We start from the raw sequence: 15843 nt of genomic DNA on the forward strand, positions 1-15843 counted from the left end.
CAGGACACGCAGCAGCGTTCAGGACACACAGAAGCGTTCAAGGCACAGCCACCTCCGGGGTGACGGCGCACCCCGGCGCCCGCACCGCGCGTCTTCGCACCCACCCCGTACGGCACACCCCGTTCCCGGAGGGACTTCGTGCACAGAACCAGACCCCGAAGCACCCGCACCCCGAGGCGCTCCAGGCTTCGCACCGCCGTCGCCCTGTTCACCGGCCTGCTCCTGGCCGTGGGCGCCCCGGCCACCGTCGCCGGCGCCCACCCCGGCCACCCGGAACACGACGAACCGGCCGCCGCCGAAGGGCAGTTCCAGCAGGTTCCGCTCGCCAAGGGCGAACCCGAGATGGGCGAGCCGATGTCGCTCGCCGTGCTCCCGGACCGCAGCGTCCTGCACACCTCGCGCGACGGCACCCTGCGCCTCACCGACCAGGGCGGCGTCACCAAGGTCGCCGGCAAGATCCCCGTCTACAGCCATGACGAGGAAGGCCTCCAGGGCGTCGGCATCGACCCGGACTTCAAGAACAACCGGGCGATCTACCTCTACTACGCCCCGCCGCTGGACACCCCCGAGGGCGACGCCCCGGAGACCGGCACCGCCGAGGAGTTCGCGAAGTTCGACGGCGTCAACCGCCTCTCCCGCTTCGTCCTGAACGCCAACGGCACGCTGAACACCGCCAGCGAGAAGAAGGTCATCGACGTCGCGGCCTCCCGCGGCACCTGCTGCCACGTCGGCGGCGACATCGACTTCGACGCGGCCGGCAACCTCTACCTGTCGACCGGCGACGACACCAACCCCTTCTCCTCCGACGGCTACACGCCGATCGACGACCGCGAGGGCCGCAACCCCGCCTTCGACGCCCGCCGCAGTGCCGGCAACACCAACGACTTGCGCGGCAAGCTCCTGCGGATCAAGGTCGCCGAGGACGGCTCGTACACCGTCCCGGAGGGCAACCTCTTCGCCCCGGGCACCGAGAAGACCCGTCCCGAGATCTACGCGATGGGCTTCCGCAACCCCTTCCGGATGAGCGTCGACGACAAGACCGGCATCGTCTACGTCGGCGACTACGGTCCCGACGCGGGCGCCGCCAGCCCCAGCCGGGGTCCGGGCGGACAGGTCGAGTTCGCCAAGGTCACCAAGGCCGCCAACTTCGGCTGGCCGTTCTGCACCGGGAACAACGACGCCTACGTCGACTACGACTTCGCCACCGGCACCTCCGGCGAGAGGTTCGACTGCGCCGCCCCGAAGAACACCTCGCCGTACAACACCGGCCTCACCGACCTGCCGCCCGCGCAGGCCGCCTGGATCCCGTACGACGGCGGCTCCGTGCCCGAGTTCGGCACCGGCTCCGAGTCCCCGATGGGCGGACCGGTCTACCGCTACGACCCCGAGCTCGACTCCAGCGTGAAGTTCCCCGAGGCCTACGACGGTGACTTCTTCGCGGGTGAGTTCGGCCGCCGCTGGATCAAGCGGATCGAGCAGAACGAGGACGGCTCCGTCGCGAAGATCAACGACTTCCCGTGGACCGGCACCCAGATCATGGACATGGAGTTCGGCCCCGACGGCGCGCTCTACGTCCTCGACTACGGCATCTCCTGGTTCCAGGGCGACGAGCACTCCGCGCTGTACCGGATCGAGAACGCCGAGGACGGCTTCTCGCCGATCGCCGAGGTGAGCGCCGACAGGACGTCCGGAGCGGCCGGACTCAAGGTCAAGTTCACCGGCACCGCCAAGGACGCCGACTCCCCGGACCTCACCTACAGCTGGGACTTCGGCGACGGCACCAAGGGCGAGGGTCTCAACCCCACCCACCAGTACAAGAAGGTCGGCACCTACACCGCCACCTTCACCGCCAAGGACCCCGAGGGCAACACCGGCAACGCCAGCACCCGGATCGTGGTCGGCAACACCGAGCCCAAGGTGAAGATCGACATCCCGGGCAACGGCACCATGGCCGAATTCGGCAAGCCCGTCCCGTTCAAGGTGACCGTCACCGACCCCGAGGAGACGATCGACTGCTCCAAGGTCAAGGTCGCCTACAGCCTCGGCCACGACTCCCACGCCCACGAGCTGACCAGCGAGATGGGCTGCGAGGGCACCCTGACGCCGCCCGCCGGCGACGGCGGTCACGACCCGAACGCCAACATCTACGGCGTCGTCGGCGCCAGCTACACCGACGGCGGGGCGAACGGCCAGGAGGCGCTCACCGGCACCGCCCGCGCCGTGCTCCAGCCGCTGCACCGCCAGGGTGAGCACTTCACCACCCAGTCGGGCGTCTCGGTGATCGACAAGACCGGCGCCAACGGCGGCAAGACCGTCGGCGACATCAACGACGGCGACTGGATCGCCTTCACCCCCTACCGGTTCGACGGACAGAAGAAGATGACCGTGCGGGCCTCCTCCGGCGGCGCGGGCGGGTTCATCGAGGTGCGCACCGGCTCGCCCGACGGACCGCTGCACGGCTCGGCGTACATCCCGCCGACCGGCGGCTGGGAGACCTTCCAGAACGTCGACGTGCCGCTGCGGGCGCTGCCCAAGGGCACCACGGAGATCTACCTGGTCTTCAAGGGCGGCGAGGGCGCGCTGTACGACGTGGACGACTTCGAGTTCTCCAAGGAGCCGTTCAGGGGCGGCAAGAAGGTCCTGGTCTTCTCCAAGACCGCCGGCTTCCGCCACGACTCCATCCCGGCCGGCATCGCGGCCCTGAAGGAGCTCGGCGGCCCGGCCGGCATCACGGTCGACGCGACCGAGGAGGCCCGGCAGTTCACCACCACCAACCTCGCCAAGTACGACGCGGTGGCGTTCCTGTCCACCACGGGTGATGTACTGAACGCCGATCAGCAGAAGGCGTTCGAGGACTACGTGGCGGGCGGCGGCGGTTACATGGGCATCCACGCCGCCGCGGACACCGAGTACGACTGGGCGTTCTACGGCGGCCTCGTCGGCGCCTACTTCGACTCGCACCCGGCCATCCAGAAGGCCACCGTACGCGTCGAGGACCACGACCACCCCTCGACCGCGCACCTGGGCGACGCCTGGGAGCGTACCGACGAGTGGTACAACTACCGCACCAACCCGCGCCAGCAGGCCAAGGTCCTCGCCACCCTTGACGAGACCACCTACCAGGGCGGGAACATGAAGGGCGACCACCCGATCGCCTGGTGCCAGAGCTACGGCGGCGGCCGGTCCTTCTACACCGGCGGCGGCCACACCAAGGAGTCGTACGCCGAGGAGGCCTTCCGGGCCCATCTGCTCGGCGGTCTGCAGTACGCCACCGGCCAGGTCAAGGCGGACTGCAAGCCGAGCAAGGACTACCGGAAGATCTTCAACGGCCAGACCCTGGAAGGCTGGAAGCAGGCCGGCCCCGGCAAGTTCAACGTCAAGGACGGCGCCCTGGAGTCCGAGGGCGGCATGGGCCTGCTCTGGTACCAGGCCAAGGAGCTGAAGTCGTACTCGCTCAAGCTCGACTGGAAGATGCAGGGCGACGACAACTCCGGGATCTTCGTGGGCTTCCCGGCCTCCGACGACCCCTGGTCCGCGGTGAACAAGGGCTACGAGATCCAGATCGACGCAACGGACGCGCCCGACCGCACCACGGGCTCCGTCTACTCGTTCAAGTCGGCGGACATCAAGGCCCGTGACCGGGTTCTGCGTCCGCCCGGCCAGTGGAACTCCTACGAGATCAAGGTCCAGGGCGAACGCCTCCAGGTGTTCCTCAACGGAGTCAGGATCAACGACTTCACCAACAAGGACCCTGAGCGGAGCCTGACCGACGGTCACATCGGCCTCCAGAACCACGGCGCCGACGACCAGGTCTCCTTCCGCAACATCCAGTTGAAGGAACTGCCCGTCACCGGGTAACCGAACGGCGGCGGGCGGGGAACGCCGGATCCCCGCCCGCCGTCTCCACCCCTCTTCTCGGGTTCGCGCACGATCAGGAGGCTGCCCATGTCCGCGTCCCTCTCCCGACCGCGTGTGGGAGTGTGGCTGATCGGAGCCCGAGGCTCCGTCGCCACCACCGTCGTCACGGGGTGCGCCGCCATCGCCGCGGGGCTGCACCCGCCCACCGGCATGGTGACCGAGACCTCGGCCTTCACCGATAGTGGCCTGCCCGCGCTGTCCGGCCTTGTCTTCGGCGGCCATGACACCCTCGACTGCCCCCTTCCCAAACGCGCCGAGACCCTGACCGCCGGCGGAGTCCTCCCACCGGGCGTCGCCACCGCCGTCGCCGCCGAACTCGCCACCGCCGACCGGGAGATCAGGCCCGGCGGCCCCACCCCGGGCGACACCAGGAGCGACGCGGAGCTGATCACGGCCTTCGCCGACGACATACGCGACTTCGTGCACCGTCACGAGCTGGAGCGGGCCGTGGTGGTGAACGTCGCCTCCACCGAACCCGCGTCCCTGGGCCCCGACGCCCCGCTGCCGGCCAGCACCCTGTACGCGCTCGCAGCCATGCGCGCGGGCTGCCCCTACGTCAACTTCACCCCCTCCGAGGGCATGCACCACCCCGTCGCCGCCCGCGAGGCCGAGCGGAGCGGCCTGCCCTACGCCGGCCGGGACGGCAAGACCGGACAGACCCTGCTGCGGGCCGTGCTGGGCCCGATGTTCGCGCAGCGGGCACTGAATGTGCGGGCCTGGTCCGGCACGAACCTGCTGGGCGGCGGTGACGGCGCGGCCCTCGCCGACCCGGCCGCCGCGGCGGCGAAGAACGCCGGCAAGGAACGCGTCCTCGCCGACACCCTCGGCACGCTCCCCGAGGGCGAGGTGCACATCGACGACGTCCCGGCCCTCGGCGACTGGAAGACCGCCTGGGACCACATTGCCTTCGACGGCTTCCTCGGCACCCGCATAATCCTCCAGACCATCTGGCAGGGCTGCGACTCGGCGCTCGCGGCCCCCTTGGTACTGGACCTGGCCCGGCTCACGGCTCGCGCCCACGAGGCCGGCCTGACCGGCCCGCTCGGCGAACTGGGCTTCTACTTCAAGGATCCGGTGGGGGAGGGGCCGGCGAGTCTGGGGGAGCAGTACGCGGCGCTGACGGGGCTGGGGGAGCGGCTCCGCTCGGCGGGCGGAGCCGTGGAGGGGGCTGTCGACCGGGACGCCGGTCACCGCGAGTCCTTCGCCGAGGCCGTTGCCCAGGGTGCCGATCCGCGCGAGTCCGCTGCGGGGGAGCGGCCGTGAGCCGTAGTCGTGCCTGGGCCGAACTGCTGCGCCTCCCCGCCCTGTTCACCGTCCCCGGCGACGCCCTGAGCGGTGCTGTCGCCGCCGGGGCCCGGCCCAATGCCCGCACCCTGCTCGCCATCGGCTCCTCCCTTTGCCTCTATGAGGCCGGCATGGCCCTCAACGACTGGGCGGACCGCGCGGAGGACGCCGTCGAACGCCCCCACCGGCCCCTGCCCTCGGGCCGCATCCGGCCGTCCTCCGCCTTCACGGCGGCCTGCGCCCTGACCGCCGCCGGGGTCGCTCTGGCCGCCAGGGCCGGCCGCCCGGCCCTGGCGGTGGCCGCCCCCCTGGCCGCCACCGTCTGGGCCTACGACCTCGCCCTCAAGCACACGCCCGCCGGCCCCTTTGCCATGGCCGCCGCCCGCGGCCTCGACCATCTCCTCGGAGCCGCGGCAACAACCGGCCGTCCGCGGGAGGCCCTGCCCTCCGCCGCCCTCCTCGGCACCCACACCCTCGCCGTGACGACCGTGTCCCGCCGGGAGACCCAGGGCGGCACATCCCTGCCGCCGCTTGCCGCTCTCGCCGCGACGGCCGTCCTCACCCGGCTCGTGCCACGCGGCGCACGCGGCACGACGGGAGAGACGTGTGCGGGTGCCGGCGTCGGCACCGCTGCCGAAACGGCCATCGCCACCGGCATCGGTACGGGACGCCGGACCCCCGCGCATGTCGGGGCCGACCTCACGCCCGCCGGGGCCCTGCGCACCACCCTCGCCGCTGCCTACGCCGCCACCGCCGGGCGCCCCTACACCCACGCCGCGCTCAACCCCTCACCGCCACTGACCCAGCGCGCCGTCGGCGGCGGCATCCGCGCCACCATCCCGCTCCAGGCGGCGCTCGCGGCCCGCGCCGGCTCCGGGCTCACCGCCCTGGCCATCGCCGCGCTCGCCCCGATCGGACGGAAGTACGCGAAGAAGGTGAGCATCACATGAGCCCGCGGCCCCGCCCGGCGCAGGACCCCGCCGAACCGTCTTCCCGCCGCACCTCTCTCCGCTTCGGCTACGGCACCAACGGCCTCGCCGACCTCCGGCTCGACGATGCCCTCGCCCTGCTGGCCGACCTCGGCTACGACGGCGTCGGTCTGACCCTCGACCACATGCACCTCGACCCCTTCGCCCCTGACCTGTCCGCCCGCACCCGCCGAGTCGCCGAGCGCCTCGGTGAACTCGGGCTGGGTGCCACGGTGGAGACGGGCGCCCGCTATGTGCTCGACGCCCGCCGCAAACACGGCCCCTCCCTGCTGGACCCGGAGCCCGACGACCGCGCTCGCCGCGTCGACCTGCTGCTGCGCGCCGTCCGGGTCGCCGCCGAACTCGGCGCCCACGCCGTGCACTGCTTCAGCGGCACCCTCCCGTCCGGCACGGACGAGGACACGGCGTGGAAACGGCTGGCCGACAGCCTCACCCCCGTGCTGGACGCCGCGGCGGCCGCCGGTGTGCCGCTCGCCGTCGAACCGGAACCCGGCCACCTCCTCGCATGTCTCGACGACTTTCACCGCCTGCGCCGCACCCTCGGCGACCCGGACCCGCTCGGCCTCACCCTCGACATCGGTCACTGCCAGTGCCTCGAACCCCTCTCGCCCGCCGACTGCGTACGCGCCGCCGCGCCCTGGCTGCGCCACGTCCAGATCGAGGACATGCGCCGCGGCGTCCACGAACACCTCCCGTTCGGCGAGGGAGAGATCGACTTCCCGCCCGTCCTGGAAGCCCTCGCCGCCACCGGCTACGAGGGCCTGACCGTCGTCGAACTGCCCCGCCACTCCCATGCGGGCCCTCACTTCGCCGAAGCGTCCCTCCCCTTCCTCCGCACCGCCGAGGCCACGGCCACCCGATCACCCGTACCTGTCCCACCTGGCGATCCCTCCGCCACCCCCGAAGGGAGCACCTCATGAGCCAGCACCGCACCAGCCCGGCGACCCCGGGCGCGGACACGGAGGACCGAATGAGCCCGGAGAGCCGAACCGACGCCGGCGACAGAACTGACGCCGGCAACACAGCCGGAGGCGACGACAGACCCAGAGGCGACGACAGACCCAGAGACGACGACAGAGCGGGCGCCGAACCGGGAGCCGGCACCGAGGCGCAACCGATGAGTGACGCCCGTACGATCGCCGACGCCCGAACGATCACCGAGAGCCGGACGGACACCCCACACCCACCGGGCACCCCAGACACCCCCCTGGCCCTGACTCCGCCCGCCGCCCTCCGTGCCCACCTCTCCGCCCAACTCGACCCAGCCCCCCGCGCCTGGCTGCGCCGGGCTCTCGACGAGGCCACCGCGAACCCCGGCACCCACGGACCCATCTCCGTCTGGGAGTTGCGCATCGCCGAGGCGGGCCGCCGCTGTGGCGCCGAGTACGCCGATGCCGCCCGCGTCCTCATCCTGCACGCGGCCCGCGCCGACGCGGAGGCCCTCACCCGGGTCTACTTCCAGGGCACCGCCGCCGAACGCCGCGCCGTCCTGTACGCACTGCCCCATCTGGTCCCCGGCTCGGAAGCCCTCCCGCTCGTCGAGGATGCCCTGCGCACCAACGACACCCGGCTCCTCGCCGCCGCAGTCGGTCCCTACACCGCCCGGCACCTCGACCCCCACCAGTGGCGGCACGCCGTCCTCAAGTGCCTGTTCACCGGTGTCCACGTCGACACCGTGGCCGACCTGGACCGCCGCGCCGACGGTGACGCCGAACTCGCCCGCATGCTCGGCGACTACGCCGCCGAACGCACCGCCGCCGGCCGCTGCGTCCCCGCGGATCTGCACCGCGTCCTGACCTTGACCGACCCCACGGCCACCCCACCCGCGGCCGCCGCCTCGCGCGCCAGCCGCGGCACCGACGGCAAGGAGTCCTGATGCGCCTCTTCGACCCCCACATCCACATGACGTCGCGCACCACCGACGACTACGAAGCCATGTATGCCGCCGGCGTCCGAGCCGTCGTCGAGCCCTCCTTCTGGCTGGGCCAGCCCCGCACCTCTCCCGCCTCCTTCCTCGACTACTTCGACTCCCTCCTGGGCTGGGAGCCCTTCCGCGCCGCCCAGTACGGCATCGCCCACCACTGCACGCTCGCCCTCAACCCCAAGGAGGCGAACGACCCACGCTGCGTCCCCGTTCTCGAGGAGCTGCCCCGCTATCTCGTCAAGGACCAGGTCGTCGCCGTCGGTGAGATCGGCTACGACTCGATGACCCCGGCCGAGGACACCGCCCTGGCCGCCCAGCTCCAGCTCGCCGCCGCCCACGAACTTCCCGCGCTCGTCCACACCCCGCACCGCGACAAGCTGGCGGGTCTGCGCCGCACCCTCGACGTCGTCCGTGAGTCGGCACTGCCCCCGGACCGCGTTCTGGTCGACCACCTCAACGAGACGACGGTCAAGGAAGCCAAGGACAGCGGCTGCTGGCTCGGCTTCTCCGTCTATCCCGACACGAAGATGGACGAAGAACGGATGGTCGCGATCCTCCGCGAGTACGGACCCGAGCAGGTACTGGTGAACTCCGCCGCGGACTGGGGCAGGAGCGATCCCCTGAAGACCCGCAAGTTCGCCGACCTGATGCTCGCCGAAGGCTTCGGCGCGGATGACGTCGACCGGGTGCTGTGGCGCAACCCCGTCGCCTTCTACGGACTCAGCGGCCGCCTCACCCTCGACGTCGCCGCCCCGGAGGCGACCCACGAGGGCAACTCCATCCTCCGTGGCGCCCCGAAGGACCCCGAGGAGAGACCGGCCGGCGCAGCGGGAGAGCGGGAGGACCCGACCGCCGCCACTGTTCCGGGAGCGTGAGCCATGCGCTTCCGCCACCCCGACGGCTCCACCGTCCACCTCGCCTACTGCACCAACGTCCACCCGGCCGAGACCCTCGACGGCGTGCTCGCCCAACTCCGCGACCACTGCGAACCCGTCCGCCGACGCCTCGGCCGCGACCGCCTCGGCATCGGCCTGTGGCTCGCCAAGGACGCCGCCCTCGCCCTCGTCACCGACCCGTCCGCCCTGCGCGGTCTGCGCACCGAACTCGACCGGCGCGGCCTCGAGGTCGTCACCCTCAACGGCTTCCCCTATGAGGGCTTCGGCGCCGAGGAGGTCAAGTACCGCGTCTACAAGCCGGACTGGACCGATCCCGAACGCCTCGACCACACCACCGCCCTGGCACGCGTCCTCGCCGGCCTCCTCCCCGACGATGTCACCGAGGGCAGCATCTCCACCCTTCCCCTCGCCTGGCGCACCGCCTATGACGAGCGCAGCGCCAAGACCGCCGGCGCCGCTCTGCTCACCCTCGCCGAACGGCTCGACGCCCTGGCCGAGTTGACCGGCCGCGACATCCGTGTCGGCCTCGAACCCGAACCCGGGTGCGTCGTCGAGACCACCGGCGACGCCATCGCCCCGCTCACCGCGATCGGCCACGACCGCATCGGTATCTGTGTCGACACCTGTCACCTCGCCACCTCCTTCGAAGATCCGCACACCGCCCTGGACGCGCTCACCGACGCACGTGTCCAGATCGTCAAGTCTCAGCTCTCGGCCGCACTGCACGCCGAGCAGCCTCACCTCCCCGATGTCCGCGAGGCTTTGGCCGCCTTCGACGAACCTCGCTTCCTGCACCAGACCCGCACGGCCACCGCCGCCGGCCTGCGCGGCACCGACGACCTCGGTCAGGCGCTCAACGGCGAGGCCCTGCCCGACGCCTCGCCGTGGCGCTCCCACTTCCACGTCCCGCTCCATGCGGCCCCCGCCGCGCCTCTCACCTCCACGCTTCCCGTCCTCGCGGTCGCACTGACCCGGCTCGTCGGCGGCCCGCACCCCCTCACCCGGCATCTGGAGGTCGAGACGTACACGTGGCAGGCCCTCCCGGCCGAACTGCGGCCCCGAGCCCGCAGCCAGCTCGCCGACGGCATCGCCGCCGAACTCACCCTCGCCCGCGACCTGCTGACCGATCTGGGCCTGAAGGAGCTGCCATGACCGAGCCATCGGACCCGGCGATCACGCCAGTCCCGGCCAGCCGTCCGGCACCCCGACCGGACGCCACCGTCGCGAGCCGCCCCGCCCCCCTTCTCGTCCTGGACGTCGTCGGCCTCACCCCCCGCCTCCTCGACCACATGCCCCACCTCAAGACCCTCGCCCAGTCCGGCTCGCAGGCGTCACTCGGCACCGTCCTGCCCGCCGTCACCTGCGCCGCCCAGTCCACCTTCCTCACCGGCACCCACCCGTCGGAGCACGGCATCGTCGGCAACGGCTGGTACTTCCGCGACCTCGGCGACGTACTCCTGTGGCGCCAGCACAACGGACTGGTAGCCGGCGACAAGCTGTGGGACGCCGCACGTCGCGCCCATCCCGGCTACACCGTTGCCAATATCTGCTGGTGGTACGCCATGGGCGCAGACACCGACATCACCGTCACCCCCCGTCCGGTCTACTACTCCGACGGCCGCAAGGAACCCGACTGCTACACGCGTCCGCCCGCCCTGCACGACGAACTCACGGAGAAATTCGGCACCTTCCCCCTCTTCCACTTCTGGGGCCCCGGCGCGGACCTCGTCTCCAGCCGCTGGATCATCGACGCGACCCGCCACATCATCCGCACCCGGCATCCCGACCTGACGCTCTGCTACCTCCCGCATCTCGACTACGACTTGCAGCGCTTCGGCCCCGACGACCCGCGCTCACTGAAAGCGGCCGCAGATCTGGACGCGGCCATGGCCCCGCTCCTGGACGACGCCCGAACGGAGGGCCGTACCGTGGTGGCGCTCTCCGAGTACGGCATCACCCGCGCGGACCGCCCCGTGGACATCAACCGGGCGCTGCGCCGCGCAGGGCTGCTGGAGGTGCACACCCAGGACGGCATGGAGTACCTCGACCCGATGACGTCACGCGCCTTCGCCGTCGCCGACCACCAGATCGCCCACGTCTATGTCCGACGGCCGGAGGACCTCGACGCGGCCCGCGCCGCGCTCGACGGACTGCCCGGCATCGAGCAACTCCTCGACGACGAGGGCAAGAAGGCCCACCACCTCGACCATCCGCGCTCCGGCGAACTCGTCGCCGTGGCGGAGCCGGACGCCTGGTTCACGTACTACTACTGGCTGGACGACGACCGCGCGCCCGACTTCGCGCGTCTTGTCGAGATCCATCGCAAACCCGGCTACGACCCGGTCGAACTGTTCATGGATCCCCTCGACCCGTACGTCAAGGTCAAGGCCGCGACCGCGCTGGCGCGCAAGAAACTCGGCATGCGCTACCGCATGGCGGTCGTGCCCCTGGATCCGTCACCTATTCGCGGCAGCCACGGCCGCCTTCCTGCGAGCGACGACGACGGTCCGCTCCTCATCTGCTCCACCCCCCGCGCTGTCGGCGACCGCGTCGCGGCCACCGATGTGAAGTCACTCCTGCTCCAACTCGCCGGTCTTGGCTGACGGATCACGGCCGGTTCGCGACAGTTCGCCGGTCCGCCAGGCCCGTCTCTTCCGACTGGTCCCAATGAAGCACTCACCACTGACAACGGCCTTCGATCTCAAGGAGTTCCAGGCATGAGCCGCTTTTCCCAGACGGACCCCGAACTCACCCACCGCCTCACCAGACGAGGCATGCTCGGAGTCGCGGCGGGCACCACCGCCGCGGCGTTGCTGGGATCCGCCGCGGCCCCCGCGACCGCCGCCCCCGCCAACGCGTCCACCACCGGCACGGCCTCCCACGGCGCCGGCCGCGGCCGCCCCGTCCTCCCGCCCGGCCGCCTCGGCATCCAGCTCTACAGCCTGCGCGACAAGGTCTCCACGCTCGGCTTCGCCCCCGTCTTCACCGAACTGGAGAAGTACGGCTACGACGAGGTGGAGTTCGCCGGATACACGCAGGGCTCGGCCGGCCCGATCACCCTCGCCCAGCTCAAGCGGCTGGCCCGCAACCACGGCCTGAACCCGATCGGCAGCCACGTCGGCTACTACTCCGACGACCCGAACGCCTACACCTTCGCCCAGAACCTCACCAAGGTCCTGGACGACGCCCAGGCCCTCGGCCTGAAGCACATAGGCACCGCCTCGGGGCCGTTCCGCTACGGCTCCACCGTCGACGCCTGGAAGCGGGCCGCCGAGGAGTTCAACACCTACGGCGCGGCGGCGAAGGCACGCGGCATGAAGTTCTACCAGCACAACCACTCCGAGGAGTTCTCCTTCGCCACGGACAACCCCAAGGTCCGTCTCTACGACGTGCTGCTCGCCGAGACCGACCCCGACCTCGTCTACCTGGAGATGGACATCTACTGGGCGTACTCGGGCCAGTTCCGCTTCTCGAAGCGGCCCGACGGCTCACCCGCGCCCTTCGAGCCGCTTGACTACGTGCTGAAGCAGCCCGACCGCTACCCGCTGTTCCACGTCAAGGACGGGGTGAACGACCCGGCCAACACTTACGGCTACCGCATGGTCGACGTCGGCGACGGTGACATCGACTACAAGCGGTTCATCTCCGCCGTAACGAAGCTCCGCGGCCAGCGATTCGCCCACCACTGGCAGGCGGAGCACGACAACCCGACCGAGTCCTTCACGTTCGCTCGCCGTTCGAGCGCGCACCTGCACTCGCTGCGCGAGAAGGGCTGCTGACGGCCGTACCCACATGAGGAGGCCCTCCCCGGATCGGGGAGGGCCTCCTCAGGTTCACGACAGATCAGCGCGTTGGTTCACCCCGCCGGCCGCGGCGTGGCCGTCCGCCCCGGCTGCCGCAGCAGCAGCGCGATCGCCGCCGCCACGAGCGACAGGCCGCCGGCGAGCGCGTACGCGCCGTCGTAGCCCCAGGCCGCGACGACCATGGAGCCGAGACCGCCGCCGAACAGGCCGCTGATCAGCTTGCCGCTGTAGACCAGGCCGTAGTTGGTCGCGTTGTAGTTCTCCCCGAAGTAGTCCGGGGTGAGCGCCGCGAACAAGGGGTAGAAGGCACCGCCGCCGAATCCGGAGAGGAAGGCGAAGAGCAGGAACAGCCATTCGCTCCGGAGGTCTCCGGCCCAGATCACGCCGAACTGGGCGAGACCCAGGACGACGATCACGAACACCAGCGTCGACTTGCGGCCCCAGCGGTCGGACAGCCAGCCCACGACGCCGCGGCCGACGCCGTTGATGACGGCCATCACACCCATCGACGACGCCGCGACCAGGGGGCCGAAGCCGACCTCCTTGGCGTAGTCGACCTGGAAGGAGATGCCGAAGATCGACACTCCCGCGGTCAGCACGACGGAGAGCCACATCAGGGGAAGCATCCCCGTCCTGATCGCCTCCCGGGGCGAGTACTGCTTCACCGCAGGAGGGTTCTTGGCCAGGCTGAGCGCGTTCTTCTGGTCGCCCGAGAACGACAGCGGATCGACGTCCGCGGGCCACCAGTTCTTCGGTGGGTCCTTGAAGAAGAACGCGCATCCGAAGACGACGATCATGATGTAGCAGCCGATCAGGTCAAGCACCCGGTGGTAGTTCGCGGTGTCGAACGCGTAGTTGAAGATGAAGATGAACGGCAGCGATCCGTACGCGAACCCGCCGTTGACGAACCCGGTCCTGGCCCCGCGGCGTTCCGGGAACCACTTGCCGACCATGTTGATGCAGGTCGCGTAGACCAGGCCGGCCCCGATGCCGCCGATGACACCGAAGCCGAGGATCGCCAGCAGGACGTCGTTCAGGTGCGACAGGGCGAGGAACCCCAGCAGGCACATGCCCGAGCCCACGTACATGGCCCTGCGGGCCGTCAGGATGCCCTTCTCGCGCAGCCAGCCCGCCGGGAAGGCGACACCTGCCTGGAAGAACACCCAGACGCTGAGGATCCAGAAGGTGTTGCTCTGCGTCCAGCCGTGCGCGTGGGACAGCGTGTCCTCCGCGGAGCCGTACGCGTATTCGAAGACGCTGATGGCCATCATGGCGATCCACGGGAGATACACCATGATCTTGCGTGAGTGACCGAGGATGTCCCGGTCGGTCTCGCCGACGCGGTAGACGCGCCCGCGCGCGTCGGTGACCTCACGGTAGGGACGGTGTGCGGCGTCGGAGTGTGCGGACGAACTGCTTGCTGCGTACGGATCTGCCGTCATGTCAGGCCATGTCCTCGCCGAGCGGTTGCGGGTTGGGGGCGATACGGCTCGTTTCCTTGTCGCGTCCCGGCGGGCTGAGGAACAGCGCCACGCAGCCGGCGAAGAGCGAGATCGACCCGGCCAGGATGAAGGCACCGGAGTGACCCCAGGCGCTGACGACCACGGCGCCCATGCCCGCGCCGAGACCGGAGACCAGCTTGGCGCTGTAGACCATGCCGTAGTTGGACGCGTTGTTGTTCTCGCCGAAGTAGTCGGCGGTGAGTGCCGCGAACATCGGGAAGATGGCGCCGCCGCCGAAGCCGGAGATCGCCGAGAAGATCAGGAAGAACGTCAGGTGCTTGCTCTCGGCAGACCAGAGGATGCCGTATTGGGCGAGACCCAGGATGACGCACACGGCGAGCAGGCACCGCTTGCGGCCGTAGAGGTCGGACAGCCAGCCGATCACGCCTCGGCCGGTTCCGTTGACGACCGCCTTCAGTGACATGGCCGTGGCCACGATCCCGCCCGCGAATCCGGCTTCCTCACCGATGTCCACCTGGAAGGCGATACCGAAGATGTTCACGCCGGACGTGCAGGCCAGACAGAACCACATCAGGGCCACCCGGCCCGTCTTCCAAGCCTCGCGAGGGGTGTACTGGCGCACGGCGGGCGGGTTCATCCGCAGCGAGCGAGCGGCACGCGGGTCCTTGGGAGGGTTCAGCGGGTCGATCGCCGCCGGCCACCAGTTCTTCGGCGGGTCCTTGAAGAAGAAGCCCGCCGTCCCCACCATCAGGGCCAGGAGGAGACCGACCGAGACCAGCACCCAGCGGAAGTTGGTCAGGTCCATGTAGCCGGTGAAGAGGAAGACGAAGGGCACCGAGCCGTAGGCGAAGCCGCCGTTGACGAATCCGGTCTTGCCGCCCTTGCGCTCCGGATACCACTTGCCGACCATGTTGACGCAGGTGGCGTAGACCATGCCGGCGCCCATGCCGCTGAACATGCTGAAGCCGACATAGGCGACGACGACATGTGGTGCGTAGGCCAGCGAGAGATAGCCCAGCAGTGTGCCCACCGCACCCAGCATCATCGCGAAACGGGCCGGCAGCTTGCCGGACTCGCGCAGCTTGCCGGCAGGGAAGGCCACCGCGGCCTGGAAGAACACCCAGACCGTCATCATCCAGAAGATGTGCGCACTGGCCCAGTGGTGCGCGGTGTGAAGCGTGTCCTCGGCGGACGCGAACGCGTACTCGGCGGAGGAGATGCCCATCATGCCGATCCAGGGCAGGATCACCATCCACTTGCGCTTGCGGCCCATGATGTCGATGTCGGACTCGCCTATGCGGTAGACGCGTCCGTTCTTGTCGGTCACCTCGCGATAGGCGGCGACCCGTGGAACGTCGGTTGTTGTCACGTTGGTTGCACCCCTTGCGTCGAAAGTTCTGGCCAGCGCCCCCTGTCCAATGCCTTTCGTGCGCGCGCGGGTCCCGGGGGGGGGGGAAAGGAGAAACCCAACAGAGCCCCCCCCCCCCCCCCCCCCCCCCCCCCCCCCACAACCCCCCCCCCCCCCCCCCCCCCCCCCCCCCCCCCCCCCCCCCCCCCCCCCCCCGC

General features: G+C 70.5%; 11 protein-coding genes. 9 read left to right on the top strand and 2 right to left on the bottom strand.

The features are described from left to right. The first annotated feature begins 138 nt into the window (after nt 1-138). The 9 genes from ACFQ6S_RS00100 (at nt 139) to ACFQ6S_RS00140 (ending at nt 12790) form a co-directional block, all read left to right on the top strand. Entirely contained in the window at nt 139-3858 is a 3720-nt protein-coding gene (locus ACFQ6S_RS00100) for a ThuA domain-containing protein (RefSeq protein ID WP_383401141.1), read from the top strand. Nucleotides 3859-3945: 87 nt separating this feature from the next. After that, nucleotides 3946-5181 (top strand): inositol-3-phosphate synthase, encoded by a 1236-nt coding sequence (locus ACFQ6S_RS00105; protein ID WP_383401143.1) that lies wholly within the window; start codon nt 3946-3948, stop codon nt 5179-5181. Further along, a complete protein-coding gene (locus tag ACFQ6S_RS00110) occupies nt 5178-6152 on the top strand; it encodes an SCO3242 family prenyltransferase (protein ID WP_383401145.1) in 975 nt (324 codons plus the stop codon). The genes ACFQ6S_RS00105 and ACFQ6S_RS00110 overlap by 4 nt, the downstream gene beginning before the upstream one ends. After that, the gene (locus ACFQ6S_RS00115) at nt 6149-7111 is read left to right on the top strand and encodes a sugar phosphate isomerase/epimerase family protein (protein ID WP_383401147.1); all 963 of its coding nucleotides are present in this window, start codon (nt 6149-6151) and stop codon (nt 7109-7111) included. Before ACFQ6S_RS00110 ends, ACFQ6S_RS00115 begins: the two co-directional genes overlap by 4 nt. 197 nt (nt 7112-7308) lie before the next feature. Next, on the top strand, nt 7309-8067 hold the full coding sequence (locus tag ACFQ6S_RS00120; RefSeq protein WP_383401149.1) for an EboA domain-containing protein: 759 nt from the start codon (nt 7309-7311) through the stop codon (nt 8065-8067). Next, nucleotides 8067-8990, top strand: a complete 924-nt coding sequence (locus tag ACFQ6S_RS00125) for a TatD family hydrolase (RefSeq protein ID WP_383401150.1) — start codon at nt 8067-8069, stop codon at nt 8988-8990. Before ACFQ6S_RS00120 ends, ACFQ6S_RS00125 begins: the two co-directional genes overlap by 1 nt. A gap of 3 nt (nt 8991-8993) precedes the next feature. Continuing rightward, entirely contained in the window at nt 8994-10163 is a 1170-nt protein-coding gene (gene eboE, locus ACFQ6S_RS00130; RefSeq protein ID WP_383401152.1) for a metabolite traffic protein EboE, read from the top strand. Continuing rightward, nucleotides 10160-11614, top strand: a complete 1455-nt coding sequence (locus ACFQ6S_RS00135) for an alkaline phosphatase family protein (RefSeq protein ID WP_383401154.1) — start codon at nt 10160-10162, stop codon at nt 11612-11614. The genes eboE and ACFQ6S_RS00135 overlap by 4 nt, the downstream gene beginning before the upstream one ends. Before the next feature lie 114 nt (nt 11615-11728). After that, nucleotides 11729-12790 carry a sugar phosphate isomerase/epimerase family protein gene (locus ACFQ6S_RS00140; protein ID WP_383401155.1) on the top strand — a complete coding sequence of 354 codons (1062 nt, stop codon included), beginning with the start codon at nt 11729-11731 and terminating at the stop codon, nt 12788-12790. A 77-nt stretch (nt 12791-12867) separates the two neighbouring features. On the opposite strand, the gene ACFQ6S_RS00145 is transcribed toward ACFQ6S_RS00140, so the two are convergent. Together ACFQ6S_RS00145 and ACFQ6S_RS00150 are read right to left on the bottom strand one after the other, a co-directional pair. Then, a complete protein-coding gene (locus ACFQ6S_RS00145) occupies nt 12868-14256 on the bottom strand; it encodes an OFA family MFS transporter (RefSeq protein WP_383401157.1) in 1389 nt (462 codons plus the stop codon). Nucleotide 14257: 1 nt separating this feature from the next. Beyond that, the gene (locus ACFQ6S_RS00150; protein WP_383401159.1) at nt 14258-15646 is read right to left on the bottom strand and encodes an OFA family MFS transporter; all 1389 of its coding nucleotides are present in this window, start codon (nt 15644-15646) and stop codon (nt 14258-14260) included. Nucleotides 15647-15843: the final 197 nt, after the last annotated feature.

The sequence above is a fragment of the Streptomyces sp. NPDC056479 genome (assembly GCF_042795335.1).
In the GTDB taxonomy this organism is placed as follows: domain Bacteria; phylum Actinomycetota; class Actinomycetes; order Streptomycetales; family Streptomycetaceae; genus Streptomyces.

Excerpts from the sequence above, each read along its gene's own strand:
- ACFQ6S_RS00120 (WP_383401149.1), top strand. The coding sequence starts at position 7,309 with ATGAGTGACGCCCGTACGATCGCCGACGCCCGAACGATCACCGAGAGC.
- ACFQ6S_RS00125 (WP_383401150.1), top strand. The coding sequence starts at position 8,067 with ATGCGCCTCTTCGACCCCCACATCCACATGACGTCGCGCACCACCGAC.
- ACFQ6S_RS00115 (WP_383401147.1), top strand. The coding sequence starts at position 6,149 with ATGAGCCCGCGGCCCCGCCCGGCGCAGGACCCCGCCGAACCGTCTTCC.
- ACFQ6S_RS00105 (WP_383401143.1), top strand. The coding sequence starts at position 3,946 with ATGTCCGCGTCCCTCTCCCGACCGCGTGTGGGAGTGTGGCTGATCGGA.
- ACFQ6S_RS00140 (WP_383401155.1), top strand. The coding sequence starts at position 11,729 with ATGAGCCGCTTTTCCCAGACGGACCCCGAACTCACCCACCGCCTCACC.
- eboE (WP_383401152.1), top strand. The coding sequence starts at position 8,994 with ATGCGCTTCCGCCACCCCGACGGCTCCACCGTCCACCTCGCCTACTGC.
- ACFQ6S_RS00145 (WP_383401157.1), bottom strand. The coding sequence starts at position 14,256 with ATGACGGCAGATCCGTACGCAGCAAGCAGTTCGTCCGCACACTCCGAC.
- ACFQ6S_RS00135 (WP_383401154.1), top strand. The coding sequence starts at position 10,160 with ATGACCGAGCCATCGGACCCGGCGATCACGCCAGTCCCGGCCAGCCGT.